We start from the raw sequence: 26,489 nt of genomic DNA, 5'->3' as shown, positions 1-26,489 counted from the left end.
ATTGGGATTATCGCTGCATAGCAGCATTCGTGGTGGCATCGGGGTGAAGGTTCAAGCGACGAAGGAGCTGAGCGTTGACCGCTACCACGACGGTCGAGAGCGACATCAGGATCGCGCCCACCGACATCGGAAGCACGAATCCAATGGGTGCCAGGATTCCGGCAGCGAGGGGTACGGCGATCATGTTGTAGCCCGCCGCCCACCAGAGATTCTGCTTCATCTTGCGGTATGCCGCCCGAGACAGCTCGATAACGGATAGCACCGAGCGCGGGTCGTCACTCGCGAGTATGACGCCCGCGGAGGCGATCGCCACATCCGTCCCAGCACCGATGGCGAGACCAACATCGGCCTGGGCCAGGGCGGGGGCATCGTTCACCCCGTCCCCCACCATCGCGACCGTTCGCCCCTCGTTCTGCAACTGCCGCACCTTCGCAGCCTTCTCCTCGGGGCGCACCCCCGCAAAGTACCGGTCGATCCCCAATTCGCGCGAAACGGACCGCGCAACTGACTCGGCGTCTCCGGTGATCATCACCACCTGAATGCCCAGCGCATGCAGCGCATCGACGGCATCCCGGGACTCCGGGCGAATCGCATCTACGAGTTTGAGCGCCCCAATCACCACACCATCGCGGAGCACATGCAGGATCGTTGCGCCGTCGATCCGCCACGCGTCTGCGACACCGAGTTCAGCCTGCGACTCTTCCGTCAACAGGTGTGGACCGCCGACCCGCACGACGGCTCCATCAACCGTCGCGGTGACTCCCACGGCAGGCGACGAAGTGAAGCCGGTCGCAGCCGGAATGGGCAGTGTCCGCTCCCGGGCCTCCCGAACGATCGCCCGGGCGAGTGGGTGCTCGCTGTCGGCCTCGGCGGCGGCGGCGAGTGCCAAAACGAGCTGCGGATCCACCCCCTCGGCAGCCGAAGTCTTGGCAACGACCGGCTCACCCTTGGTGAGAGTGCCGGTTTTATCAAAGAGAACCGTGTCGACGGTTCGCATGCTTTCGAGCGCGAGTCGATCCTTCACGAGGACACCCCCGCGAGCGGCTCGTTCGGTCGCGATGGACACAACCAGCGGGATCGCAAGCCCCAGCGCATGGGGGCAGGCGATGACCAGAACCGTGATTGCCCGGATCACTGCGTAATCCGGTTGCCCGATCAGCGACCACACTGTCGCGGTGAGACCCGCGGCCGCGAGGGCAAACCAGAACAACCACCCAGCAGCCGTGTCGGCAATTCGTTGCGCTTTCGAGGTCGAGTTTTGTGCCTCAGTCACGAGCCGCTGGATCCCCGCAAGGGTGGTGTCGTCTCCGGTCGCGGTCACACGAATGCGCAGGCCCGAATCCGTCGCGACGGTGCCCGCGGTGACGGGCTCACCCACGGAACGGGTCGCCGTGCGCGATTCCCCGGTGACCATCGACTCATCCATCGAGGCGCGACCATCAACAATTACCCCGTCCGCTGGCACGCTTCCACCCGGGCGAACTACGACCACATCCCCAACGACGAGCTCCGAAGGCGGAACGGGTACCACCTCGTCACCATCGAGGCGTTCCGCTTCATCCGGCAGCAGCGCTGCGAGAGAGTCGAGGGCGGAGGTGGTTTGGGCGAGGGAGCGCATCTCGATCCAATGACCGAGCAACATGATGACAATCAGGAGGGCGAGTTCCCACCAAAAGTCGAGCGCATGATCGAGCAGACCCAGGCTCGCGGACCAGGAAGCGACGAACGCCACAGTAATCGCAAGCCCGATCAGGAGCATCATGCCTGGCTTGCGTGCTCGAATCTCAGTAATCGCCCCAACGAGGAAGGGCCTGCCACCCCAGACGTACATGACGGTGCCCAGCACCGGTGCCACCCACTTCAGGCCGGGGACGTCAGGGAGCGAGTAGCCCAGGATCATCGCGAACATTTCGGACAGGGCAACTGTGGGGATCGACAGCACAAGCATGATCCAGAACAGGCGACGATACTGCGCGACGTGATCACCGGTGCCGGAATGCCCGGAATGCCCGGAATGATTCATTCCTCCACCACCATGCTGATGGGGGGCAAGCTCGGCAGGTTGCTCCGTGGCAGCTGCGCGATGTTGGGTCCCTGTGCTGTGCGTGTGGGAGTCTTCAGCCGGGTGTTCTTGCGTGTTGTGCATGCTCCGCTGCTCCTTGAGGTTGCCGTGGAAACGCCCTGCCAGATCAAAACCGGGAGTTACCGAGCAGGATACCCCTCAGGAGTTTCTTCCAGGCAAGCACCCATTAATCGTTGCTACGGTGCAGGGGTGGAAAGCACTCAGATGACTTCGCGGCGAACCCCGGTTCGTGTTCGCGGCGACTCATCTGTTCGCACCATTCTCACGATTGTCGGAGCAGTACTTCTGGTCATCATTGGCTTGCTGGGTATGCACACGTTTAGCGCCGGGTCATCGGGTCACGCTTCAGCCACGCACTCGAGCGTCTCGCACGAGGCGGCTGATCCGAGCCATGTGATGGGCGCAACCCACGCGGCCACCGCATTGGCGTCGGCAAACTGTGACGACGGGTGCGTGGCGGCCGCTCACCAGCCGATGAGCCACGACGACATGATGATGGCCTGTGTTCTTGCGCTGCTTGCGGGTTTCGTCTTACTCCTCCCCCTCGCCCGGTTGACTCACACCTCCGTGTCTCTCCGACGGCTGTCTCAACAGGTGGAGCTGAGAATACGCGAGGTCCTTCCCCACCCACCGTCATTGATTGTTCTTTCCATTAGTCGTACGTGATGTGTTTCGCCCGACGTGTCGTCGGGATGTGCGCGGCCGCTTCGGTGGTGCGCACCCGAACCATATTTGTTGCGATTGAAAGTAGAACAACCATGAACAAGCTCCCTATGCTGCTTGGAACCAGCGCACTCGCCTTGACAGTTGCGCTCACCGGGTGCAGCACCAGCACCGATAACGGATCCAACACACCCTCGGTATCTGAATCACCGGCTGCGTCGTTCAACGCTGTCGACGAAATGTTCGTAACGATGATGATCCCGCATCATCAGCAAGCCATTGAGATGGCAGACATCGTGCTTGCCAAGGACGATGTCGATCCACGTGTTTCTGACCTGGCTGAACAGGTGAAAGCTGCACAAGGCCCGGAGATAGAGCGCATGCTGGGCTGGCTAGAGGACTGGGGGATCGCATACGACCCAAACTCCTCAAACGGGCACGGAATGGATCACGGGTCAGGCGACGACTTGATGTCGGGCGACGGCATGATGTCGGTCGAAGACATGACCGCACTGCAGGAGGCGACAGGCGCGGAAGCGAGTCGACTCTTTCTTGAGCAGATGATCGTGCACCACGAAGGCGCGGTCGATATGGCGCGCATGGCGTCCAGCGGTGGCCAGCACCCGGATGTGGTCGAGCTTGCACAGCAGGTTGTCGACGACCAAACTGCCGAGATCGCCACGATGGAAGATCTGCTCACGCAGCTCTAGGCGCGAACCGCTCACTCGCAAAGGATTGCGCTTGTCACAATTGGAGATCAAATATTGAAACCGCTACTTGGCCTGTCGGCCGTGACGACACTGGCCCTCGCGCTCACCGCCTGCAGCTCCGCGGTGAGCGCCCCTGAAGAACAATCAGCCCCCGTCATCGAACACGTACACGGTATCGCTCAGGATCCCCGCTCTGCGGAGCTGCTATTGGCCACTCACAATGGGATCTTCCGAGTCGCTGAAGATGGGCTCGTCAGCGGCCCGATTGGGGGATTTGATTTTGACGCGATGGGCTTCACAGTGCTTGGAGACTCGCTTATTGCGTCCGGACACCCTGGGCCGAGGACACCCGTCGAGCTTGGAAGCCCCGACCTAGGCATCATCCGAAGCGACGATGCTGGCGAAAACTGGATTCCGGTCGCACTGACCAATGTTGAAGATTTCCACGTGCTCGAAGCAGGCGCTGACGGAACCCTCTACGGGATCGGCTCGAGCACCCCTGAGCTTCTCCTGAGCTCTGATGCCGGAGCAACGTGGGAACCCCGATCGACGGTTCCGGCGGTGGATCTCGCGGTGAGCGGGAACACGCTGTATGCGGCAACCGAGCAGGGTTTGCTGACGAGCGTGGATCAGGGCGCCACATTCTCGCAAATCGTCGATGCGCCCCTCATGTACCTGATCGCAGCCACATCCTCGGGAACGCTGGTGGGAGTGGGCGCGGACGGGTACCTGTGGTCGGAAACCAGCGACGGTGGCTGGGAGCAGGTGGGAGCCGTCTCGGGCTCCGCAGAGGCGCTCGGCCTGGGCACGAACGATGCGCCCGTTGTGGTTGACGATCGCGGGGTCGTGAGGGTCACTTCGCAGGACAGCACAGTGCTGAGTCCGGTGCGGAAATGATGCGAGAGGAGAATAGTGTGCTAAACCCACAGGGACAACCGAAGCCATATGACTTCGCCAGCCAGGGAAACGTGTCGGTCAAGACACCACTGAGAAGGATTTCGATCGAGAGTTCGGACTCGGTACCGATGGACAGCACGGCGCCCGATCCAGTCAAACCGTCGTTTCGCTCAAGAGCTCGCAAGCTGCTCACTGTCGCCAGTGTCACCGTGGCGGTCGGTGGGCTCGTAGTGGCAAATGTCTTTCCGTTTGCAAGCTCTTCTGCTTCCGCAGTGGGCATGGTGTCTGACACTGGCCTTCAAACACAGCAGATGAGCCTGGACAACCTCACATTTGATTCGAGTGCTGCGGCGCTCGATGTAATGGGTGTGGTGGGTGCCACCCCCATCGCCCTTCCCAGTGTCGTGAACGAACCAGGTCTTACCGATCCCAACACGCTTGAGAATTCTGATGTGAGATACCCATTTGATCAGGAAGTGCCACTGACTGATCCGTTTGGGTACCGGACGGCACCTGTCGCCCAGTTCCATGACGCGCAGGACTTTGCCGCATCTGGCGGCACCCCGATCCGGGCAATCGCCAGCGGAGTAGTGGTGGAGGCCGGGTTTGCGAGCGACGGGTGCGGGTTCGGCCTGAAGCTACAGCACCGAGTTGACGACCAAACACTCACAAGTCGGTACTGCCACATGGAATCCAATTCACACAATTTCCAGGCTGGCGATGTCATCACGATTGGTGACATGGTTGGACGAGTCGGAAACACCGGCATGTCTTTCGGGAACCATCTCCATCTCGCGCTCCGTCTGAACGGAACTCCGATCGACCCCATGCCCTACATGCGCGAAGGCGGCAGACAGTGAGCTAACGGGGCACAAATCAGACTGGCTTGATCTGCTACCGATTCTCGCCAAGCACCTCAATTTGTTCCCGGTACTGTTCAGTAGTCAGCTCACCTGCGGCGTATCGTTCATCAAGAATCTGCCGTGCCCGAGTCAGGCCAGGTGTCGGCCCAGTTGAACCATACCCCTGATCCCGGCCTTTGTTTCCACCGGACATTCGTACAGCAAGCACTATAAACGCGACAAGAAGCGCACTCCCAACCAGTACGAGCAACCCGAAGAGCCACCACCAGCCCATATCCCAACCGTGTCCCCACATCATGGCGACCTCCCTAGTTGCAGGCACGACCGCCTGACACGCTCATGGTAACCCCATGAGCGTGGTTCGCGTGAGGACAGAATCTAACTTCACCGAGCGCGAGCTTGTGAGGAGCAAATGGATGCACGTGTGATTTGGGGCCGCCCACAACGACAGATTGGAGACACGCAAAAACTACAACGATCCACTCACTGTTTTTGGTGGCTAAGCGGGATTGGCCTGTGCTGCGCTTTTCGCTGCGTGTGGCAGCGCATCAGCGATCTGAGCAATCGTTGCTTCATCGTGTGAAGCTGACACAAACCAAGCCTCAAATGCGCTTGGCGGAAGCGAGATCCCGGATGAAAGCATCGAGTGAAAGAACCTTCCATATGCCGCGGTGTCTTGCAGCTGCATCTGATCGTAGTTGGAAGGACTCTCCGGGAAGTCGCCGAACAACACGCTGAAGAGTGTGCCGGCGCGTTGAATTCGGTGGGGAACTCCCGCGTGGGTGAGCGCCTCGGCAATCGCAGCAACCAGCGAGTCCGCAGCAGCCCCCAGACGTTGATAGACCGCGGGGTCGGCTGCCCGCAGTGTTGCAAGCCCCGCGGTGGCAGCGATCGGGTGGCCAGAAAGCGTGCCGGCCTGATAGACAGGCCCCATCGGCGCAAGGAGATCCATGAGATCCGCGCGCCCGCCAACGGCGGCCATCGGCAGCCCGCCTCCGACGACCTTCCCGTATGTGAAAAGATCCGGACGTTGCGTGGGGATCACAGAATCTCGTTCGATACCCCAATACCCGGTGGGGCCTGCGCGGAATCCGGTAAGTACCTCATCGAGAATCACGAGTGCGCCGTGTTTGTGCGCGATTTCGAGCATGCGCTGAGTGAAGCCAGGTTTTGGCGGGAGCACGCCCATATTCGCCGCCGCCGCCTCAGCAATCACTGCTGCGATTTGTGAGCCTCGCTCGTTGAACACCGCTTCCAGGGCATCTTCATCGTTGTACGGCAGCACGATTGTTTGTGCGGCGTTCTCCGGTGTCACCCCAGCTGAGCCTGGAAGTGAGAGGGTCGCGAGTCCGGACCCGGCGGCGGCGAGGAGCCCGTCAGAGTGTCCGTGGTAGTGGCCAGCGAACTTCACGATGAGCGGTCGGTTCGTAGCCCCACGAGCAATTCGGATCGCGGTCATCGTCGCTTCTGTGCCGGTCGACACCATCCGAATCTTGTCAACTTCGGGCAAGCGCTCCACTAGCAGTTCGGCGAGTTCAACTTCCGCGGGTGCAGACGCACCGAACCCCAGCCCCCGATCGACAGCCTCGTGTACCGCGGCGATGACCCGTGGATCGGCGTGACCCAGCAGTGCAGGACCCCAGGCGCCCACGAGGTCGATGTATTCCTGACCCTCTACGTCGACAACGCGCGCACCGTTCCCAGAGACGAAGAAGCGCGGCGTTCCGCCCACGGACCCGAACGCGCGAACTGGTGAACTGACGCCGCCCGGAATTACTCGTTCGGCACGCTCAGCATATTCTGCATTTGTGGGCTGGTGCGTACTCATCGTTGCCATGTGGCGACCTCCAAGGCGTAGTAGGTAAGGGTGACGTCTGCACCAGCACGGGCGATGCTGATCAGCGATTCGTGAATAGCCGCTGTTCGATCAATCCAGCCGTTCTGCGCGGCAGCCTCAATCATCGCCACCTCGCCAGAGACCTGATATGCCCACACCGGCACCGGGCTAACTGCGGCCACGTCTGCCAGCACATCGAGGTAACTCATCGCAGGCTTCACCATCACAATGTCGGCGCCTTCATCGATGTCGAGCAGCGCCTCACGAACACCCTCGCGACGGTTCGCTGGATCCTGTTGATAGCTTCGGCGGTCACCATCAAGTTGTGAATCAACGGCCTCTCGAAAGGGTCCGTAAAAGGCCGAGGCATATTTTGCGGCGTAGGCGAGAAGCACGGTATCCGTATGCCCGGCCTCGTCGAGCGCATGCCTCACTGCAGCGACCTGTCCATCCATCATCCCGGAGAGTCCGAGAAGGTGTGCACCGGCTTCGGCCTGCGCAATCGCCATCGACGCGTACCGTTCGAGGGTGGCATCGTTATCTACACGACCCAGCTCATCAAGTACACCGCAGTGACCATGGGAGGTGAACTCGTCCAGGCACAGATCTGTCTGAACGACCAGGTCGTCGCCGACCTCTTCCCGGACAGCCCGCACGGCACGGTTCAGAATCCCTTCGGGGTTGTCCCCAGCGCAACCGTTAGGGTCGCGAATCTCTGGCACACCAAAGAGCATGATGCCGCCGATCCCTGCTTCGGCAGCCTGCACTGCCACCCGGCGCACCGACTCAAGAGTGTGTTGTTCCACTCCCGGCATGGAACTAATCGGGCGTGCCTCGTCGATTCCCTCTCGAACAAACACTGGAAGAGCCAGGCTCGCCGGGTGGATCCGTGTCTCAGCCACAAGTCTGCGCATCGCGGGAGTGCTGCGCAGCCGGCGAGGGCGATGTTTCGGGGCGGGAAGTGTCGATTCCATCACTGAACTTTCTTCTTGTTTTCTGCACGCAAGTGCGCTGCAACTGCATCGAGCAGCCCGTCGATTGTGTGAGTCCGAGAAACGACATCGGCGGGAAGACCAACGCTGTCAAGTGCTCGAGCCGTTGAGTGTCCGATAGCCGCGATATGGACATTTTCTGGTGGGTCTTTGATTTGCCGCGATAGAGCATGTGCCGCTGACCCGCTCGTCACGAGGACAACCGTTCTTGGATGCTCGGAAAGGGCTACCTGTAGGTCGATCACCGGGCGAATATCGACTGTTTGGTACGCGGTGACTCTCTCGACGTGATGGCCCGCCGCTTCAAGTGCGTGTTGCAGGCGATCATCTGTGAGGTTCGACACCGGAAACAGTACGCGTGTCGGGCTCTCACCCATCTCAACGAGCATCGCGTCGACCAGTCCCTCCGTCGAGAATTCGTGCTCTGGGACCACGCCCACCACCAGACCCATTTCGCTCGCCGCACGTGAGGTCGCGGGGCCGACTGCGGCTACCCGGGCGAATTTTTCTGGAATCGATCCGGGCCCTTGTCTTTCGGACGGTGTTCGGGCGCCGGCTCGTTCGATTGCTCGCACGGCATTCATGCTCGTGAGAATCATCCAGTCGTATTTTCCCGAATTCCAGTTGTGCACTTCCCTTTCAAGGGGCTCTTGGCCGGAGAAAACGATCTCGAGGAGGGGAACCATCTGAGACTCACCCCCGCGTTCCCGGATCTTCGCGGCTACACGCCTTCCCCATTCCTCCCCTCGGAGGATCCACAACCGGGCACCTTTCAAGTCCTGTGCAGACGAGTCACTGGCCTGTGAGTCTTGCCTGGACCGAGCACTCATGTGCGATTATCCTTCGGGCCTAAATCGGCGAGTTTGGCCGCGCCTCGTTCAAGAAGATCACGCGCAACTTCGCTACCGAGGTCCGACGCGATTCCCTCGCGTGCATTCGCTGCGTCCCAGGTCACCGTCTTCAACGATTCCAGCTGTGACTGGCCGTCGATCTGATAAACCGTTGCACGAAGCGAAAGCTGATCGTGGGCGAGGCTAGCCGATGCGCCGACCGGTGCTGCGCATCCGGCCTCTAGCGCTGCCAGAAGCTTCCGCTCAGCTGCCGCCGTAGCGCGGGTTTCCGCGTGCTCAACTGCCTGCAGAGCCTGCGATATCAGTTCATGGCTCAGGTCATCGCTCCTCACCTCGATAGCCAGAGCGCCCTGGCCCGGTGCCGACGGGGCCAAATCAAGGGAAAACCTCTCGGTGATCGCATCGACGCGGCCCACTCGTTCGAGGCCTGCAGCCGCCAAAATCACTGCATCAAGATCAGCCCCGACGCGCGCCAGCCGGGTATCTACGTTGCCGCGAATATCTTCAATGATGAGGTCGGGGCGGCGAGAGAGTATCTGTGCCGCTCTGCGCGGTGAGCCGGTACCCACTCGAGAGCCCGGCGGCATCTCGATCAAGGTCAATCCGTCGCGGGCGCACCACGCATCCCGCGCATCAGCCCTCAGCGGCACAGCACCAACTGAAATTCCTGGGCAGGGGGCAGTCGGGAGATCTTTGAACGAGTGCACAGCCATATCGCATGTACCCGCGTAAAGAGCCTCCCGAAGAGCGCTCACGAACACCCCTGTGCCGCCCAGTTGCGATAATGGTGCGCGGGAAACGTCACCTTCAGTCGTCACGGTCACCAGAGCGACATCCGCACCGGTCGTCCTGGCGATTTCCTGCGCTACCTGCGTGGATTGTGCGACCGCGAGTCGGCTGCGCCGAGTACCGAGACGGATCAGGCCCGGGGCGGGAGGCAGCGGGTGCTCCGGTCGCAAGACACGACCAGTCACGGCGCGATACCGGCAGCCGCGGGTTTGAAGCCGGCCCGAACATTCTCGCAACAACCCGGTCGACACACATCGAACCAGGGGCCCAGGTCGGTGAGTGCTGGCCGTTCCGCAGCGGGCACTCCGTCTCGCCGTTCAAGCACCAAGTCAACGAGCCCGCGCACATAGGTGTCGTGGCTGCCTGGCGTGAGCACGCGCACAGCAGTGAGCCCGTTCTCTCGGCAGGTTTCCATTGCCTCAGTATCAAGGTCCCACAAGACTTCCATGTGGTCACTCACGAAGCCAATGGGGACGATAAGCACAGCGCGAATGCCCCGCGCAGGGAGTGCCGTGATCGCGTCGTTGATGTCGGGCTCCAACCACGGCTGCGTTGGGGGGCCGCTTCGCGACTGGTAGACCAGATCCCACGCGGCGCCCTCTCCTGCCGCATGAGCAACAACCTCACTCACGGCGAGATGCTGGGCAGCGTATGCTCCCCCCGCACCATAGTCTCGGTCTCGCGGCCCTGAACGTTCAGCATCAGCAGTGGGAATCGAGTGCGTGGTGAAAAGTATCCGCACCTCTCGCGCCACATCCAGGTCGGGCAACTGATCCTTGAGTTCGCGCATGCCTTCACGAACTCGCTCAATGAAGGGCTCAACGAAGCCTGGATGATCGAAAAACGGACGAACCTTGTCGATCATGATCGTGCCCGCGAGACCAGTCTCTTCGAGCGAGCGAGCAAAATCCTCACGGTACTGACGACACGAAGAGAATGAGGAGTACGCGCTCGTCGCGATCGCGATCAGTCGTGTGAACCCACGATCATCCGCTTCTCGCAACGCATCGGAGAGGTAAGGGTCCCAATTCCTGTTGCCCCAGATCACCGGAAGATTGATACCGCGGCGTGAAAGCTCACCTTCAAGCGCAGCCTTGAGCTCTCTGTTCTGATCGTTGATCGGGCTCACACCACCGAAATGACGGTAATGATGCGCGACTTCTTCGAGCCGTTCGTCAGGGATACCCCGCCCTCGGGTGACATTTCGAAGGAACGGAATCACATCATCCTGTCCCTCCGGTCCACCAAAACCCGCGAGAAGAATCGCGTCGTACGCCGTCGGGGACTCGACATGCTCCGGGCCAGCTTGTGCAGCCTCAGTCGCGTGCGATACGCGGGGTGCCAGGTTGTCGACACTCATCACAGGACCTCCGTAGTTTTGGTTGTGGGAATTTGACGACCGCTAGAGAACGAAGTCTCTTCACACCTACTCCATCGCGAAGCGGTGAGGCTGGCTATTCTGGTCATCCGGGTTGATCTCCGTTCTTGGCAGTCACGGTATTGGGACTTGACAAGTGAGAGAGGCAGTCGTTCGCTGCTCGTCGAGCAGACGGTACTACGGCGGCAAGTCCGGTACCGGATACCCATTCTCCAGCGGAGAAAAGCCCAGAGGTGGGTTCGTTTCGTGGCCCATCAGTCACCAAGGAAGTTCGCCGCGGTGGAATGGTATGCCGTTGACGAGCCATACCGACGATGCTCGACTCTTCGATATCAATCCCGAGGATTCTGCTGGCGTCGGTGCGAGCAATACTCCGGACTGAATCATCGTCAAGACCGATCGTGCATGCATCCAGATTCCGAGAGCTTCGTCCCTGAAACTCCCCGTATGACAAGCGGATGAGATGATGATTGGGTGGAAGTTCCTCGTCGAGCCACTGCCATTTTGCCGATGCGTGGGTAAGCGCCTTCGCACGAATCGGCGATGGACCCTGTTGCGCTTCACTTGCCACCAAGGCCCCCGTACCTCGAGGTGCTGAATTCAGCCTCTTGTCATCAAGCAACAAGGCGACAACCTCAACTTCTGCGGGTTGAGCGTCTCGTGCAACATCAAAGCTCCCCGACCGAGTCAGCGCATCGCCCTGAACCGGTTGCGCAACACCCTCCTCGAGTGGAACAGTGAGAATAACGGCATCATAGGTTTCAGCATCACCCATTGCCTGCGTTTCAAGACGGATTCCGTCAGTGGTTTCTCGAGCCGCGCTCACGTGAGCCCCGCGGTGCACCGTCACTGCAAATTGCTGAAGCTCATTCTCGAGATGCGCCACCAGCACCCCGAGACCCCCAGACAGGCCGGCAACCGCGCCGCCTGCTGACCGGTTGCTCGCCCGCTGCGCTCGAGCGGCAGCTCGGAGAGTGCCGCGCGCACGCCACGCAGATTCCAGGCCTGGAACCGCACTCAGCGGAAGAGCTGCTGGATCTGTGGAATAGACTCCCCGAACTACCGGAGCAACAAGGCGAGAAAGCGCTTTCGAACCGAGGCGCGCACCCACCAAATCGGCGATGGTGGACGCCTGAGCGCCAATGCGACGCGGCAGAAGTGGCTCTATTGCGCAGCGGAGCGCTCCTGCGAAACCCAGGATGCGCCGAGCTTCAATGCCTAATGGTGAAACCGGAATTCCGATCGCACCGGCCGGAGGCAGCGGCGAGGCAGCCCCTGCGTTAAGGACCCAACTCCGCCGCGTGAGGGGGGCTTGGATTCGCCCTGCAAGCCCAAGATCCTCGACTAACCGCTGCACCCCGCCGCCACGTGTCGCAAATGACTCGGCGCCCAGATCGTAGTGTGATCCGCCGAGCTCGCCGTTGCTGATTCTGCCGCCGAGAACCTGATCTCGCTCGAAGAGGTCGACCTTCATCCCGGCGCGTGCAAGCTCCCAGGATGCAACGAGTCCGGCGATACCGCCACCCACGACGGCAACCCGATGGGGTGAGTCAGTATGCATGGGCGAGTTCAACCACCCTGGTAAGTACTGCCGGGTCGGTCTCTGGGGGCACCCCGTGCCCCAAATTCAGAATATGAGCGGGTGCACGCCTTCCGCGATCAATGACCTCTCTGACATGGAACTCAAGCGCCTCGGGCGACGCGAAAAGCAGCGCGGGGTTCAAGTTTCCCTGCAATGTTCGCGTGTCTTCGAGTCGACGGCTCGCTTCATCCAGCGGTATCCGCCAGTCGATGCCAATGGCGCTGGTCTCCAACTTCGCAAACTCGTGCAGCAGATGGTCCGCACCCACTGCGAAGTGGACAGTTGGGAGCGGGAGGGAGCGTGTTGAGTAGCCGTCCCCTTGCGGGTCGACATAGTGAAGCTCGCGCACCGCCTCGAGCGTGTGCATCGAAGACGCAGCAACATGAGCCGCATAGTCTTGCACGCTTAACGAACCGGCCCAAGAATCGAAGAGTTGCACAGCGCTGGCACCCGCGTGAGCTTGACCCTCGAGAAACACCCCGCTCAGTTCCGCTGCCCATGCCAGCAGATCTCGCCAAGCAATGGGATCGGTGTGCATGAGCGATCGAGCCTGGAGATGGTCCCGCGAAGGACCGCCTTCTACAAGGTAGGCAGCAAGAGTGAAGGGGGCTCCGGCAAACCCGATGAGGGGTGTGGACTCCAGCTCAGCGATGAGCAACTGAACCGTCTCCCGAATGGGCGTCATCGCCTGGCGAAGCCGCTCTGCGGGGTGCTCTTCTCTGAGCTGGGCAACATCTCGTGCAGTCCGGATGGGATTCGCGAACACCGGTCCACGACCAGGAACGATCTCGACATCTACCCCGGCGAGTTTCAAAGGGATGACGATGTCGCTGAAAAAGATCGCGGCGTCTACCCCGTGTCGACGGACAGGCTGCATCGTTATCTCTGCGGCGAGCTGCGGATCCAAGCATGCGTCAAGCATGCTCGTGCCCTCCCTAAGCTTCCGGTATTCGGGCAAAGATCTACCGGCTTGGCGCATAAACCAGACTGGGAGACGATCAGGCCGGAAACCATGGAGCGCTTGCACCAACGGAGAAGTTGAAGTCCGTCCATCTGATAGCGGATGTGAGGCTGATAAAGTGTTCATCGTTGGTGATGTTACCCTAGTCATCTGATGAATGCGCAAAACTCACGCGTCCCTGTTGATGCAATAAATCGAGCCGTTCCAGATTCTTCTGGTGGATGGATTGCTCTGCACACCTTCGGAGAGCAACAGTGTTAGTTTGCCTTTCACTCGACCATCATCGGATCGATTTTGATCTCCTCGGTGCTATTGAGCACCACACACAACCGCTGGTCGAGGCGCTTTCTGATCCAACCATCTCAACTGGATCTGTCGTGTTGGCAACCTGCAACCGCTTTGAGGCCTACTTGGATGTCCCCTCTTCCGATCGGGTGGACTTGACTCTCAGTCGAATTGCAGCAATCACCGGCGTAGATTCACAGAAGCTTCGCTCCCTAGCCCGGGTTCATACTGATCTTGACGCAGCCGAGCACTTGTTTTCCGTCGCTGGTGGACTTGAATCGGTGGTGGTGGGAGAAGGCGAGATCGCTGGCCAGGTGCGTCGCTCCCTGGAGCAAGCACGTGGAGCCGGTTCAACGACGAGCGAGCTCGAACGGCTCTTCCAATTCGCCGCCCGTACATCGCGAGACATCAAGCACCGAACGGGCGTTCAAACGGCGGGTCGGTCTCTTGTGCGGCTTGCACTCGCTATGGCTCAAAGCCGGATTGGTGACTGGTCAACCGCACGGATCCTGTTAGTTGGCACAGGAACGTACGCCGGGGCAAGCCTTGCGGCTCTTCGCGCTCGGGGCGCTACGGATGTTGCAGTTTACTCACCTTCCGGGCGCGCTGAACAATTCGCCCGTTCACATGAGATTCGTGCAATACAGGGCTCTGAACTCGAGGCCGCAGTAGCGGAAGCTGACCTCATCATCACGACAAGTCTCGCGAAAGAACCGATCCTTGCTTTAGAGCTCTTTGAGAAGACGCAGCGACTCGCCCGCGGCCCGTACTGCGGGTCGTTGCGTGGCCGACCCTACACTTCGACCATCGTTCAACCTCGTCTCGTGATCGATCTTGGAGTGCCACGAAACGTTGATCCAGAAGTAGTCCGGCTCCCTGGTGTCGAGCTTCTGGATCTCGAAATCATCGCAAAACACGCCCCGATTGAGGAGCTCAGCGCTGAGGCTGAAGCCCGCGGAATCGTCCAAGAAGCGGTGAACGAATACGCCGCGCTCCGCGCTGAACACGACGCAGTGCCCGCTCTTGTCGCCTTACGAGAACACGTTCACGCAATCCTCAACGACGAAATTCAGCGGGCAAAATCCTCAGCGTGCAACGCAGCGGAGTCTTGCCCTGCCGCCCCTGGTCACCCGGCGAGCGTTGAAGCAGCACTTCGACACTTCGCGGGTCGACTGCTGCACGCGCCTTCCTTGCGGGTGCGGGAACTCGGGCGAGCTGGTGAGGCCGAGAGGGCTTATTCAGCGATCGAATCACTTTTCGGCTTGACTGCAATCCCGGAAGATGCCTGAAGTGGGCCGCAGACGCCGATCCGAATAAAGACCCTCGTGTCTTCGGCGCTGTACCGAGAACTTCGGCATCATCCCTTTGGGGGCTAGATGCGAAGCCAGTATTACCCGACTTAGCGATACGCGAGCGCTGCCCGTCGCACCGAGAGTCCCACCCGATCCCCTACGCGAGGGAGATGTGTTGCTACGACCCGGGTTCGGGCTTGACTGCCACCGCGAAGTCGCACCTCTAGGAGCGCATCATGTCCGGCGTACGAGACCGAAGTGACTTCCGCCTCAACTCCGGATGGATCCAGCTCGATCCACTCCGGACGGAGCACCACCCGCACCTCGTCGCCCTGTCTCACGCTCTCGTCCATCAGAACTGCGGGGAGTTCACCAAGGCCGCAACTCACCGAGTTGACTCCCCATCGGCCTGAGAGTTCCACGGTGCTGCCGACAAACCGTGCAACCCACGACGTGGCCGGACGCTCGTACACCTCGCGGGGAGTTCCCCGCTGCAAGATCCGCCCGCCCATCATGACAGTGATGTGGTCTGAAAGAGAGAGGGCTTCTTCCTGATCGTGAGTCACCAGAAGCGCGGTTGATCCTTGAACTCGAAGCAGATCGAAGACCTCTCTTCGCAAGGCCACCCGGAGCATCGGGTCAAGGGCTGCAAACGGCTCATCCAGTAGCACCACGGATGGCCGGGGTGCTAGTGCTCGGGCGAGAGAAACTCGTTGCGCCTGTCCACCGGAGAGCTGGGAGGGAGACCGTTCCAAGAGTTCGGAGAGACCGACCAGTTCAGCGAGGTCAGTTACCCTGGCGGACCGAGAAGGACCTTTGGGTAACCCGAACCCAATATTATCGCCCACACTGAGGTGAGGAAAGAGTGACGCATCCTGGGGCACCCACCCAATTCCACGACGTTCAGGAGGCACGCTCACTTTCGCAGATGACACGAGCGACCCTGCCACTTCAATCGTTCCTTCTGAGACTGGAAGTAAACCCGCGATTGATCGCAGTAGTGTGGTTTTTCCGCAACCGCTGGGACCGAGCACTGAGGTAATTTTGCCGCTCGGGATATCGAGGTTGATCCCGTCAAGGACCGATTGGTGTCCGTACTTCACATGGAGGCCGTCGATCCTGACCCAGCTCACGGTTTCTCCTTCGCCAAATTTCGAATGCCAGACAATAGGTAGGTAGGCACTGCTGTGAGGAACACCAGCGCCGCCGCGAACGGGGCTGCGCTACCGTACTCCAACACCGAAGTTCGGTTCCACAGTTCGACGGCGAGCGTAGATACCCCGGTCGGCCGAAGAAGAAGTGTTGCAGGTAGCTCTTTGAGAACTGCGATACCGACAAGAAGTGCACCTACACCAATTGCCGGGGCGGCAAGCCGAAATGTTACCCGCTGCCAGACCACCCGCGGAGAGAGACCCTGCGTCCGCGAGACGTCAATCAAGCTCTGCGGCACTGCGGCCAATCCGCTTCTAGTCGATCCGATCGCCTTCGACATGAACAGTACCGCATACGCAAACACCAGAAGAACGACTGTTTGATACAGATACGGCACAACCGATAAAGAAAAGAATACAAGCGCGAGACCAACGACGATACCGGGCAACGCATGGCCCAGGTATCCAACAGACTCGATAACTGAGACGATACGACCACGAAAACGTGCCGAAAGAACTGCGATCGGAAGGGCGAGGACTACTGCGAAGAAAGCGCCCCCAACCGCAAGCAGGATGGTCGCTCCGACCGCGCCGAATAATCGCGGGCCGTCAATCTCCCGAAGGGTCTCCGCATCAGTCAGCTGCAGCAAAAGCCCTGACAGCGGGACGCCGACCCCAATGACAGGAGGCGCTAGCACGAGAGCAAGCAGGATCGGTACCCAGGCGTTTCTCACCGGCTTCATATCGGGTTTTCGGCCCGCAACAGTCACAGCCTGGCGACGCGTCAGTCTCTCCGAAGCGACAATCAACAAAGCAAAGATGACCAGAACAAGTGCCAACAAGGCGGCTTGATTTCGATCGAAGCTTGAACCGTAGGCAGACTTAATTCCCCACGTGAGAGTTTGGTACCGCAGCATTGAGACGGCTCCAAATTCCGAGAGCGTATATAACGCAACCAGGAGAGCCCCGGCCGTCGCCGCAGGTCGTACCCTGGGCCAAGTTGCCACACGAAAGGCTCCGATTGGCCCTCTGCCAAGAGTTCGGGCGACCGCTTCCACGTCGTTGGAAGGTCCTCGCAAAACTGCTGAGACTGGTAGTACCACGTATGGAAGGCAGACTGCCGTCATGACTAGCCAGCTCGGAAAAAATCCGTTGAGGCCTGGGGCAAAGACCAACCATCCGTAGGCTGCAAGATAGGAAGGGACTGCCAGCGGGAGCGCGGACAAGAACAACCAGACTGATCCTCCCGGAAGTCGAATCCGGCTCACAACAACCCCGATAGTGGCCCCAAGCCCGAAGCAGGTGACGGTCACTGCCACGGTCAAAGCTGCTGAGTTGAGTGCAAGCTGCAGCACGCGCTCCCGGAAGAGCGTGTCGACAAGCGTCCTGATACCAGCATCACCGATGCGGACAAACAGGTACGCCAACGGTATCGCCGCCGCAGTGGCGCACACTGCGGCGGCGATGATCAACCAGGCTGGTGCCCGCCCAACAGCTGACCGTTGTTGGCGGCTACTCTTCCCCGACGGCAGCATCACGGTTTCGGGAACGCGACTGCAGGTTAAATGAGACCGTATTTCTGAAGCAGTTCTTGCGTCGCAGCAAGGCTCTTCAGGTCACCGAGATCGAGTTCGGGGTTCACTAATGTGTCGAGGCCCGGAAGGCCTTCTGGGGCAGCCACCCCTTCGATGAGCGGATACTCGAAGGTTTCTGCAACGAAATACTCCTGCGCCCGAGGCGAAAGAAGAAAGTCGATGAACTCCAGCGCATCTGCATCAGTCGATGCCGAACTGAGGATCCCAGCCCCCGTCACATTAACGATGGATCCGGCATCACCAGCTTCGGGGAACGCGAGCTGTGCCCGCATGTTTGACTCCCCAAGCTCCGACGCGAGTCTGAACCAGTAGTAGTGGTTGATCAAGCCAGCATCAACCACCCCATCGTTGACTGCAGACAGAATTGCACCATTGCTATCAAACAACTGAGGCTCGTTCGCCGCAATGGATTTCACCCATTCGTCCGCTTCCGATTCACCGTTTAGCTCCCGATAGGCAGTCACAAACGATTGGAAGCTCGCATTTCCAGGCGCGATCCCCAAGCGATCCGCCCAGACTGGATCCGTGAAAGAATCAACGCTCGTCGGCACATCCGCAGGGCTCAGCTCGTTGCTATCGAAGACAATGACACGAGCACGTCCGGTCACTCCAACCCACATATCGTCGGTTGACGTGAATCCGGGTGTCACCCGTTCGGTGATTTCTCTGGGCAGCGTGGCAAACAGTCCGCCGTCCGCCAATGCGCCGAGAGCGCCGGCATCCTGCGAAAGGAACACCTGAGCCGGGGTCTGTTCGCCTTCTTCCATGAGCAGGGCGCTGAGTTCGGCCGTGTCGCCATAACGCACATCTACGGCAATCCCGCTTTGTTCTTCAAACATGTCAATCAGCGGTTGTACGAGTTCTTCGTTGCGACCGGAGTAGAGCGTGAATTCCCCGTCGCTTACTTTCTCGCCGGTTGCGGCTTCGGGCGCTTCAGGTGAATTCGAGCTACACCCCACGAGGAGGGCTGCTGCGGTCGCAGTGAGTGCGAGCATGGAGAGAGAACGCTTGAGTGGCATCAGAATACTCCGAGGATTAGTGAGTCAGGATTAAAAAGCTTGGACGCCAAAACTTAGGACACCCTTACTTTCATCAGATGGTAGCACTTCATGTGATGTTCTCCGTTCCGAGTGAAACGCCGTGCCTCCTTCTGCGACACGGAGCCCTGTCCCAACTCCACGGGTCGTCGCGTCGAACCGGGCGGTCAACCCGGATCACACGCTCCGAGCACGCCGCGTCGGCTCCGGTCGCGCGGGGGTAGTGTTTTCGTCATGGCGACCGTATCGACGCAGCCTCGCAAGCGCGAGGCATTCGGCTCACGGAACGTGTTCATCCTCTCGGCAATCGGCTCGGCCCTCGGCCTGGGGAACATCTGGCGCTTCCCCTACGTCGCCTACGAGGGTGGTGGCGGTGCATTCCTCATCCCGTACCTGTGTGCCCTGCTGACCGCCGGCATCCCGTTGCTCTTCTTCGACTACGCGATCGGACACCGGTTCCGCGGATCAGCACCACTCGCGTTCAGAAGGATGCACCGCGCGGCTGAGCCGCTTGGATGGTGGCAGGTACTCATCTGCGCCATCATCGCGGTGTACTACGCGGTCATCATCGCCTGGGCCGCGATGTACACCTGGTTCTCAGCGCGCCTCGCCTGGGGTGCGGGCAATGAGGAGAACTTCTTCTTCACCGACTTCCTGCAGATGGGAGATGTCTCAGACAGCGGTGTATCGACGACGTTTGTGCCGCAAGTAGGCATCCCACTCGTCGTGGTCTGGCTCGTGGTCATTGTGATCATGGTCCTGGGGGTGCGGCGCGGCATCGGCCGTGTCAACTCCATACTCATGCCGCTACTCACAACGATGTTCGTCATTCTCGTCGTGCAGTCACTCTTCCTGCCGGGAGCGATGGACGGCCTCAACGCTTTCTTCACGCCGAACTGGGAGGCCCTCGCCGATCCCGGCGTCTGGGCATCGGCCTACGGACATGTCTTTTTCTCGCTCTCCATCGCTTTCGGCATCATGGTGACCTACGCCTCGTACCTCAAGCGCAAGACCGACCTCACCGGCTCAGGTTTGGTCGTCGCCTTCGCCAACTCCAGCTTTGAGATCCTCGCAGGGATCGGGGTCTTCGCGGCCCTCGGGTTCATGGCGCAGGCGCAGTCGACGGATGTCGCCGGGGTCGCAACCTCCGGCATCGGCCTCGCGTTCATCGCCTTCCCCACGATCGTCTCGCAGGCGACCGGAGGAGCGATCATCGGCGTGCTGTTCTTCGGCGCGCTCGTCTTTGCCGGCATCACCTCACTCATTTCGGTGCTCGAGGTCGTCGTCGCCGCGCTGCAAGACAAGCTCGGCTGGTCGCGCGTTCGCACGACCCTCACCGCGTCCATTCCACTGGCAATCGTCTCCACGGGGCTCTTCTCGACGACCACGGCGCTGGCGGTACTCGACACCACGGATGCCTTTGTCAATTCCTTTGGCATCATGGCGGTAGCGCTCGTCGCCGTCATCGTCGTCGCCTGGTTGCTGCACAAGCTGCCGACGCTGCAGGCCCACCTCAATGAACGCTCCAGCTTTGGCCTCGGTTTGCTGTGGAAGCTGCTCGTTGCAGGGCTCGCACCGATCGTGCTCGGCTACCTGTTCATCACCGAACTGATCGCCAAGATCTCTGAACCATACGGAGGATACCCAAACTGGTTCCTCGCCGTCTTTGGCTGGGGCATGGTGATCGCCCTCATCACGCTCGCGATCCTGTTGTCGCTCCTGCCGTGGAGCGGGCGCTCGCGCGCCAAGGACGATCCCGAGTATGACGAGTTCCTCATCACAGAGGATTACGCTCCGGATCCGGAGACCACTGCCGTGCCGGTGTTCGATCCGGCGAATAAGGGAGAACGCTCATGACACCTACCGCCATCGTCATGATGACCATCGCCATCCTCACGCTGTGGGGCGGACTGGTCGCCGCCATTGTCAACCTGGCTCGTCACCCCGAGGTTGCCGAGACGGAACCGCCCCCGCCCATCGAGCTGTAGGGCGGTTACCCGCACGCGAATACGGGAAAACAGTCCGCACGATCCCGGTTCGATAAGAGCGCAGTGGCACAATCCCACGGGCACGATGGCGCACCTCCCGCATGATCACACGGATCAGTTCTCCTGGAACAGCCTAAGTCTCAGCGTTGCGAGATCAAGAAACAGTAGTCTCTTAACCCAGAAACCCGACGCATAGGAGGCGAAGTCCAGCTCGTGGACCTACCGAAACCGATTCAGATAGCAGACGAGCCCTCCGTGCTTCCCCACAGTGAGTTGCTGCGCGAAAGCACGAGTACTCGGGGCCTGGCAGAAGTTGCGTGTGGACCATGATGCTCTCTGCCTTGCTACTGCTCCTTGGCTTGGCAGTAGTCGTCTTGATCGTTGCGGCAAATGGGTATTTCGTGGCCCAAGAATTCGCGTACATGTCGGTCGACCGCTCGACGTTGCGAGCTCGTGCAGAAAGTGGCGACAGGGCTGCTAGACGGGCGCTGAAGGTGACAGATCGCACCTCATTCATGCTTTCTGGTGCTCAGTTAGGGATCACCGTGACGGGCCTGATGGTCGGCTACGTTGCGGAGCCTCTCGTGGGCGAGTCACTCGGGGTACTCCTCGGCGGGGTCGGAGTTGGCGAAACCACAGGAATAGCGGTCGGTACTGTCATCGCACTGGTGTTCGCGACGGTATTTCAGATGATATTCGGTGAGCTCTTTCCCAAGAACTTGGCCATCGCGAACCCGACTCCATTAGCACGGGCGCTTGCGCAGTCGACTCTGGTGTACCTGGCAGTATTTGGTTGGCTGATTGCCTTCTTCGACCGAGCCTCGAATGCGCTTCTCAGGCTCATCAGGGTCGAACCCGTGCACGATCTTGACAGCAGTGCGTCTGCGCAAGACCTTGAACACATTGTGGAAGGATCCCGCCAAAGCGGGGATCTTCCCGAAGATCTCTCGATGCTCCTGGATCGAATCTTGGACTTTCCCAATCGCGATGTTGAACACGCGATGGTATCTCGATCACAGTCGGACTCTCTTACCCCCGACACTTCAATCGCTCTCGCCCGAACCCTGATGGCAGAAGCCCACACCCGATATCCGGTAGTAGATCGGAATGACGATCCGATCGGTGTCGTTCATCTCGCAGATGTCCTCCGCTGCGCGCCGGACGATCCGCGGCCCGTAGTCGAGATCATGCGAACCCCCTTGGTGATCCCCTCGCTCATGAAGCTGCCTGATGCGCTGCGCAGCCTGACGGAATCTGCAAACGAACTCGCCTGCGTGATTGACGAGTACGGCGGATTCGCTGGAGTCCTCACTCTTGAAGACCTCGGCGAGGAACTCGTGGGCGACGTCACTGACGAGCATGACCTCGACCAGTCAGACGCTGTTTTCCGGCTCTCTGACGACCGATGGCGCGTAGAGGGGTCCCTGCACATTGACGAACTCGAACGACTCCTCGGTCATGATCTCCCGGCGGGAGACTTCGAGACACTGGCAGGTCTCTTGATCGCCACCCACGGCGATCTCCTCGAAATTGGGGCGGTCGTTCGGGTGCCCCTCGATGAGACCGGGGCCGACCTCGCAGAAGGTCGAGACCTCTCTCGTATCCTCGTCGCTGAGGTGGTCGAAATTGAGCGACATATCCCCTCGAGTGTGATCGTTGAGATTCTTGAGGAGACGCCACAACGCGTGAACCCAGAGACCGACACGCGTGATTCAGCCGAAAAGGGTGACTCATGAACGGGTGGATCGTGCTTCTCGTCACCGTGTTCCTCATCGTGTTGAGCGCGTTCTTCGTGGTGATCGAGTTTGCTCTGATGGGGGCGAGACGCCACCGATTGGAAAGTGAAGCCACCCAGCGAGCTTCCGCCCGTGCCGCGCTTCGCGGCATGAACGAACTCACCCTGATGCTCGCCGCCGCACAGCTTGGCATCACGGTGTGCACCTTTGCGCTCGGCGCAGTGACCAAGCCTGCAATTGACTACTGGCTCGGTCCGGTGCTCATGTCGTGGGGGCTGGCAGAGTGGCTCTCGGGCGGGATCGCCTTTGCGGCATCACTGCTCATCGTCACGTTCCTGCACCTGGTCATCGGCGAAATGGCCCCCAAATCATGGGCGATCGCGCACCCGGAGACTGCAGCAATGCTCATCGGTATCCCTGCGAGGATTTTTCTCTGGCCGCTGCGGCCCTTCCTCGCCTGGGTGAACTCCATCGCGAACGCACTCGTCGCACGATCCGGGGTTACCCCGGTTGAACGTGCCGCGGTGGGCGGCCGCGATGCAGACACCATCCGTCAACTGGTCGAGCACTCGGCTGAAGTGGGTGCACTCGAGCTGGAGCTCCAAGCCCAGATCTCCGAAGTCATTCGCCTCCAAAGCACCACCGCTTCAGACATCGTGCAGAGAGGCCAAACAGCATCGGCAGTGCCAGACTCTGCCACGGTGGCCGATGTGCAAGACGAGTCTCGTCGCAGTGGGCACCTTCGAATCCTGGTCGCAGATGAGGACGGCACCTTCACGCACGTAGTTCATGTGCGCGACACCTTGACTGCGCCGCAAGATGCCCCCGCCACAGATTACGGTCGCCCGGTGTTTCAGGTCGAACCAGATCTCCCGGTATACGAACTCCTCCGACAAATGCGGGAAGCGCAGGTGCAACTTGCGGTCGTCGGTGGGGCGGGATCCACTCAGTACGTACTCACGATTCAAGACGTGATGCATCGAGTGCTGTCTACCAGCAGCACACCGTGACCAACGACAGCTCCCTGCATCACGCCCGTCCGCTGAATGTGAGCCCCAGCAGCACGAGGTTCAGTGCGACGATCAGGATCGCCGTCACGATGCCCGCAACCTTCAGCCAGACGGGGTTCACGTGCTCGCCCATCACCTCTCGTCGGCTTGTGAACCAGATGAGCGGCACGATCGCAAACGGGATGCCGAACGAGAGCACAACTTGGCTCAGCACGAGAGCCAAGGTCGGATCGACCCCGACAGCCAACAGCAGGAGGGCCGGCGTGAGCGTAATGAGGCGGCGCACGAGCATGGGGATCCGCGTCTTCAGCAGCCCGCCCATAATCTCAGCGCCCGCGTAAGCGCCGACTGATGTCGATGCAAGGCCAGACGCAAGGAGGCCGATTGCAAAGATCACGCCGATCGCCGGGCCGAGGCTGGCGCTGATTGCAGCCGCCGCTCCGTCGATCGTGTCGGTACCTTCAACGCCCGGCAAGGCGGCGGCCGCAAGCAGAAGCATTGCCAGGTTGACACCCCCCGCGACGAAGAGAGCAAGCACGACATCCCAGCGGGTGGCTTTCAACAGCCGGGCGAGGCGAACAGGATCGAGTTCGTGCCCGTGTCGATCCCGCGCCAGAGACGAATGGAGATAAATGGCATGCGGCATGACGGTCGCACCCAACATGCTCGCCGCGAGCAGCACCGTCTCTGTGCCCGCGAAGCGCGGCACGAGCCCCTTGGCAACCCCGTCCCAGTCAAGGGGGCTGAAGAACAGACCCGCGACAAAGCCGATCGCGATCATCGCCAGCAAACCAATGATCACTCGCTCGAAACGAAGCTGGCTCGAGCGCTGAAGCGAGAGAATCGCCATCGACACCCCACCCACGATGAGGCCGCCAAGAACGAGCGGGAGGTCAAACAGAATGTAGAGCGCGAGCGCGCCGCCGATCACCTCGGCGATGTCGGTGGCAATCGCGATGGCCTCAGCTTGCACCCAGAAGGCGAGTCGGCCGCGACGGGGCATCCGCTCGCCCAGCAGCTCGGGCAAGCTCCTGCCGGTCACGAGTCCAAACTTTGCCGAAAGGTACTGCACCAGCACCGCCATCACATTGGCGAGAACAAGCACCCACACCAGCAGATAGCCGTATTTCGCACCGGCCGAGAGATTCGCCGCCACATTGCCAGGGTCAACATATGCAACAGCGGCGACGAACGCCGGGCCAAGCAGTCGGAAGAGCGCACGCTCGGGCTTCGCTGGAGCAGCGGGACTGGTAGTGGCGGGCACCTCGATCTCCTCAGCTGTGCATCCCCACCGCGACGGATTGGGGCGGCGATGCATGTCAAGTTAGCACATACTTCGTGGGAGCTACGTTTCGAAGTTCGACCGCACGAACTTATGAGAGCCTTCTCCCCGTGGTGGGGCACGCCAGGCGGCGACGGCCACCGGAACCGGCTCCTCGAGGAACCGGTTCGAGTCCGTGCCAGGCCCCGCGTCCTCGGTAGGCTGGATGCAATCAGCGGCTACGGTCGGGTCACACGTGAGCCGGGAGCAACAGCTCTAGCGGCGCGATCGAGTGAGGTTGGTGTCACATGACCGGGGAGCCCGCTGCCGCAATTCAACCGCTCACGTGGGAGCACCTCGGGGTGCGGCACTCCGCCTCATGGTGGTCTGCAAACTCCCGGCCAGCGCCCAAACACCTGGTCGTGGTCGACGACCGGCTCACCGCCGCGCAGGCGGTCAGGTACGCGGCTCAGGGCACCGCGATGCTGTGGCTGGGCGACTTTCACAACGCAAAACAGATACTGAGCGCGATCGATCGGCGGCTATCTAAAAGCGGACGGGGAACGGTGGCCCGGCCAGTCACGAGCGACGCGGAGGAGTTCTACCGGATCCGCCAGGCCAGAGCCCAACGGTCACGGATGCTGTCTTTGCTGCTGGTGCCCCTCACGTTTGATGAGGCGACCGGGGTTGCGACGCTCCCCCTGCCCCGGGCGCCTGAGATCGGTGCGGCGGTGCAGTTTGGGTATGGTGAGCAACCTCGCTTTGGCGAGGGCCAAGCCGTGGTGAGTTTGCAAGAGCTGAGCGGAGTGCAGGGCGCGTACCAATGGTTCGTGGCCGGGGTCGATGTGCCCGCGCTGGGTGCCAAGATCCATCCCCACTACGGAACGTTCATGCCCACCCGCCACGAATATGTGGATCTCGTTGCCCGGGCACCACTGCACGATCGAAGCCTCGCGTTCGATATCGGCACCGGCACCGGGGTGCTGGCCGCGGTGCTCGTGCACCGCGGTGTGGAGAAGGTCGTGGGCACCGACATTCATCAGCGCGCGGTGGACTGCGCGAACGACAACTTCGCTCGACTCGGCATGTGGGAATCGGCCGCGGCCCACCTTGCCAGCATGTTTCCCGCGGGACGGGCGCCCCTGATCGTCTGCAACCCTCCCTGGCTTCCCGGGAGCGCCGCAACCACGCTCGATGCGGCGATCTACGATCCCGGCAGCAAGATGCTGCTGCAGTTTCTTGAGGGCCTCCCGCACCACCTCACTGACGATGGTGAGGGCTGGCTGATCATCTCGGATCTCGCCGAACTCCTGGGCCTCCGGAGCCGGCAAATGTTGCTCGACGCGATCGATCGTGCCGGGCTTCGCGTGATCGATCTGCTCGACACGACCCCCACCCACGGGCGAGCAGCAGATGCCTCAGACCTCCTCCACGCCGCGCGTGCCCGAGAGGTCACCTCGCTGTGGAGGTTGCAGGTTCGGCGACCAACTCCCTGATCCCGGTGGAAGGCTCCCGCGGCCGAGTGCGA

The 26,489-nt window shown here is 60.7% G+C and carries 23 protein-coding genes; 10 read left to right on the top strand and 13 right to left on the bottom strand.

All coding sequences use genetic code 11. The features are described from left to right. Nucleotides 1–7: 7 nt before the first annotated feature. Complete coding sequence (locus ACR0R4_RS01230) at nt 8–2,023, bottom strand: heavy metal translocating P-type ATPase (protein ID WP_433645508.1); 2,016 nt, start codon at nt 2,021–2,023, stop codon at nt 8–10. Here ACR0R4_RS01230 and ACR0R4_RS01225 point away from each other — a divergent pair. The 4 genes from ACR0R4_RS01225 (at nt 1,997) to ACR0R4_RS01210 (ending at nt 5,213) form a co-directional block, all read left to right on the top strand. Continuing rightward, nucleotides 1,997–2,749, top strand: a complete 753-nt coding sequence (locus ACR0R4_RS01225; RefSeq protein ID WP_433645639.1) for a DUF6153 family protein — start codon at nt 1,997–1,999, stop codon at nt 2,747–2,749. The genes ACR0R4_RS01230 and ACR0R4_RS01225 overlap by 27 nt on opposite strands. A 92-nt stretch (nt 2,750–2,841) precedes the next feature. After that, nucleotides 2,842–3,456, top strand: a complete 615-nt coding sequence (locus ACR0R4_RS01220) for a DUF305 domain-containing protein (RefSeq protein WP_433645507.1) — start codon at nt 2,842–2,844, stop codon at nt 3,454–3,456. Between the two features lie 54 nt (nt 3,457–3,510). Next, nucleotides 3,511–4,353, top strand: coding sequence for a F510_1955 family glycosylhydrolase (locus tag ACR0R4_RS01215; RefSeq protein WP_433645506.1), 843 nt, complete (start codon nt 3,511–3,513; stop codon nt 4,351–4,353). A gap of 311 nt (nt 4,354–4,664) precedes the next feature. Then, a complete protein-coding gene (locus ACR0R4_RS01210; protein ID WP_433645505.1) occupies nt 4,665–5,213 on the top strand; it encodes a M23 family metallopeptidase in 549 nt (182 codons plus the stop codon). A gap of 34 nt (nt 5,214–5,247) precedes the next feature. On the opposite strand, the gene ACR0R4_RS01205 is transcribed toward ACR0R4_RS01210, so the two are convergent. The 8 genes from ACR0R4_RS01205 to hemE all read right to left on the bottom strand — a co-directional run bounded on the left by ACR0R4_RS01205 (nt 5,248) and on the right by hemE (nt 13,732). After that, the gene (locus ACR0R4_RS01205) at nt 5,248–5,514 is read right to left on the bottom strand and encodes an SHOCT domain-containing protein (protein ID WP_433645504.1); all 267 of its coding nucleotides are present in this window, start codon (nt 5,512–5,514) and stop codon (nt 5,248–5,250) included. A gap of 201 nt (nt 5,515–5,715) precedes the next feature. After that, the gene (gene hemL / locus ACR0R4_RS01200) at nt 5,716–7,053 is read right to left on the bottom strand and encodes a glutamate-1-semialdehyde 2,1-aminomutase (RefSeq protein WP_433645503.1); all 1,338 of its coding nucleotides are present in this window, start codon (nt 7,051–7,053) and stop codon (nt 5,716–5,718) included. Further along, nucleotides 7,041–8,027, bottom strand: coding sequence for a porphobilinogen synthase (gene hemB / locus ACR0R4_RS01195; protein WP_433645502.1), 987 nt, complete (start codon nt 8,025–8,027; stop codon nt 7,041–7,043). The genes hemL and hemB overlap by 13 nt, the downstream gene beginning before the upstream one ends. Continuing rightward, the gene (locus ACR0R4_RS01190; protein ID WP_433645501.1) at nt 8,027–8,875 is read right to left on the bottom strand and encodes a uroporphyrinogen-III synthase; all 849 of its coding nucleotides are present in this window, start codon (nt 8,873–8,875) and stop codon (nt 8,027–8,029) included. Before ACR0R4_RS01190 ends, hemB begins: the two co-directional genes overlap by 1 nt. Continuing rightward, the gene (gene hemC / locus ACR0R4_RS01185) at nt 8,872–9,870 is read right to left on the bottom strand and encodes a hydroxymethylbilane synthase (protein ID WP_433645500.1); all 999 of its coding nucleotides are present in this window, start codon (nt 9,868–9,870) and stop codon (nt 8,872–8,874) included. Before hemC ends, ACR0R4_RS01190 begins: the two co-directional genes overlap by 4 nt. Continuing rightward, nucleotides 9,867–11,045 (bottom strand): ferrochelatase, encoded by a 1,179-nt coding sequence (locus ACR0R4_RS01180; protein WP_433645499.1) that lies wholly within the window; start codon nt 11,043–11,045, stop codon nt 9,867–9,869. The genes hemC and ACR0R4_RS01180 overlap by 4 nt, the downstream gene beginning before the upstream one ends. 103 nt (nt 11,046–11,148) lie before the next feature. Then, the gene (locus ACR0R4_RS01175; protein WP_433645498.1) at nt 11,149–12,624 is read right to left on the bottom strand and encodes a protoporphyrinogen/coproporphyrinogen oxidase; all 1,476 of its coding nucleotides are present in this window, start codon (nt 12,622–12,624) and stop codon (nt 11,149–11,151) included. Then, the gene (gene hemE / locus ACR0R4_RS01170) at nt 12,614–13,732 is read right to left on the bottom strand and encodes a uroporphyrinogen decarboxylase (RefSeq protein ID WP_433645497.1); all 1,119 of its coding nucleotides are present in this window, start codon (nt 13,730–13,732) and stop codon (nt 12,614–12,616) included. Before hemE ends, ACR0R4_RS01175 begins: the two co-directional genes overlap by 11 nt. Nucleotides 13,733–13,827: 95 nt before the next feature. Between hemE and ACR0R4_RS01165 the strand changes: the two genes are divergently transcribed. Then, a complete protein-coding gene (locus ACR0R4_RS01165) occupies nt 13,828–15,180 on the top strand; it encodes a glutamyl-tRNA reductase (RefSeq protein WP_433645496.1) in 1,353 nt (450 codons plus the stop codon). A gap of 110 nt (nt 15,181–15,290) precedes the next feature. Here the strand turns inward: ACR0R4_RS01165 and ACR0R4_RS13065 are convergent, their stop codons facing one another. The 3 genes from ACR0R4_RS13065 to ACR0R4_RS01145 all read right to left on the bottom strand — a co-directional run bounded on the left by ACR0R4_RS13065 (nt 15,291) and on the right by ACR0R4_RS01145 (nt 18,948). Then, complete coding sequence (locus ACR0R4_RS13065; protein ID WP_504362683.1) at nt 15,291–16,286, bottom strand: ABC transporter ATP-binding protein; 996 nt, start codon at nt 16,284–16,286, stop codon at nt 15,291–15,293. 26 nt (nt 16,287–16,312) lie between these two features. Beyond that, nucleotides 16,313–17,251 carry an ABC transporter permease gene (locus tag ACR0R4_RS01150; protein ID WP_433645495.1) on the bottom strand — a complete coding sequence of 313 codons (939 nt, stop codon included), beginning with the start codon at nt 17,249–17,251 and terminating at the stop codon, nt 16,313–16,315. A 644-nt stretch (nt 17,252–17,895) separates the two neighbouring features. Beyond that, a complete protein-coding gene (locus tag ACR0R4_RS01145; protein ID WP_433645494.1) occupies nt 17,896–18,948 on the bottom strand; it encodes an iron ABC transporter substrate-binding protein in 1,053 nt (350 codons plus the stop codon). Nucleotides 18,949–19,200: 252 nt separating this feature from the next. On the opposite strand from ACR0R4_RS01145, the gene ACR0R4_RS01140 reads away from it, so the two are divergent. The 4 genes from ACR0R4_RS01140 to ACR0R4_RS01125 all read left to right on the top strand — a co-directional run bounded on the left by ACR0R4_RS01140 (nt 19,201) and on the right by ACR0R4_RS01125 (nt 23,700). Next, nucleotides 19,201–20,823 (top strand): sodium-dependent transporter, encoded by a 1,623-nt coding sequence (locus tag ACR0R4_RS01140; RefSeq protein ID WP_433645493.1) that lies wholly within the window; start codon nt 19,201–19,203, stop codon nt 20,821–20,823. Further along, nucleotides 20,820–20,954 carry a methionine/alanine import family NSS transporter small subunit gene (locus ACR0R4_RS01135; RefSeq protein ID WP_433645492.1) on the top strand — a complete coding sequence of 45 codons (135 nt, stop codon included), beginning with the start codon at nt 20,820–20,822 and terminating at the stop codon, nt 20,952–20,954. The genes ACR0R4_RS01140 and ACR0R4_RS01135 overlap by 4 nt, the downstream gene beginning before the upstream one ends. A 326-nt stretch (nt 20,955–21,280) precedes the next feature. After that, entirely contained in the window at nt 21,281–22,690 is a 1,410-nt protein-coding gene (locus tag ACR0R4_RS01130; RefSeq protein WP_433645491.1) for a hemolysin family protein, read from the top strand. Then, complete coding sequence (locus ACR0R4_RS01125; RefSeq protein WP_433645490.1) at nt 22,687–23,700, top strand: hemolysin family protein; 1,014 nt, start codon at nt 22,687–22,689, stop codon at nt 23,698–23,700. The genes ACR0R4_RS01130 and ACR0R4_RS01125 overlap by 4 nt, the downstream gene beginning before the upstream one ends. Before the next feature lie 19 nt (nt 23,701–23,719). On the opposite strand, the gene ACR0R4_RS01120 is transcribed toward ACR0R4_RS01125, so the two are convergent. Then, nucleotides 23,720–24,964 (bottom strand): Nramp family divalent metal transporter, encoded by a 1,245-nt coding sequence (locus ACR0R4_RS01120; protein WP_433645489.1) that lies wholly within the window; start codon nt 24,962–24,964, stop codon nt 23,720–23,722. A 305-nt stretch (nt 24,965–25,269) separates the two neighbouring features. On the opposite strand from ACR0R4_RS01120, the gene ACR0R4_RS01115 reads away from it, so the two are divergent. Further along, complete coding sequence (locus tag ACR0R4_RS01115; RefSeq protein ID WP_433645488.1) at nt 25,270–26,457, top strand: methyltransferase; 1,188 nt, start codon at nt 25,270–25,272, stop codon at nt 26,455–26,457. Nucleotides 26,458–26,489: the final 32 nt, after the last annotated feature.

It is taken from the genome of Leucobacter fengyongliangi, assembly GCF_050971685.1.
Taxonomy (GTDB): Bacteria; Actinomycetota; Actinomycetes; order Actinomycetales; family Microbacteriaceae; genus Leucobacter.
Note: the sequence above shows the minus strand (reverse complement) of the source record. Positions and strands in the feature narration are given on the sequence as shown.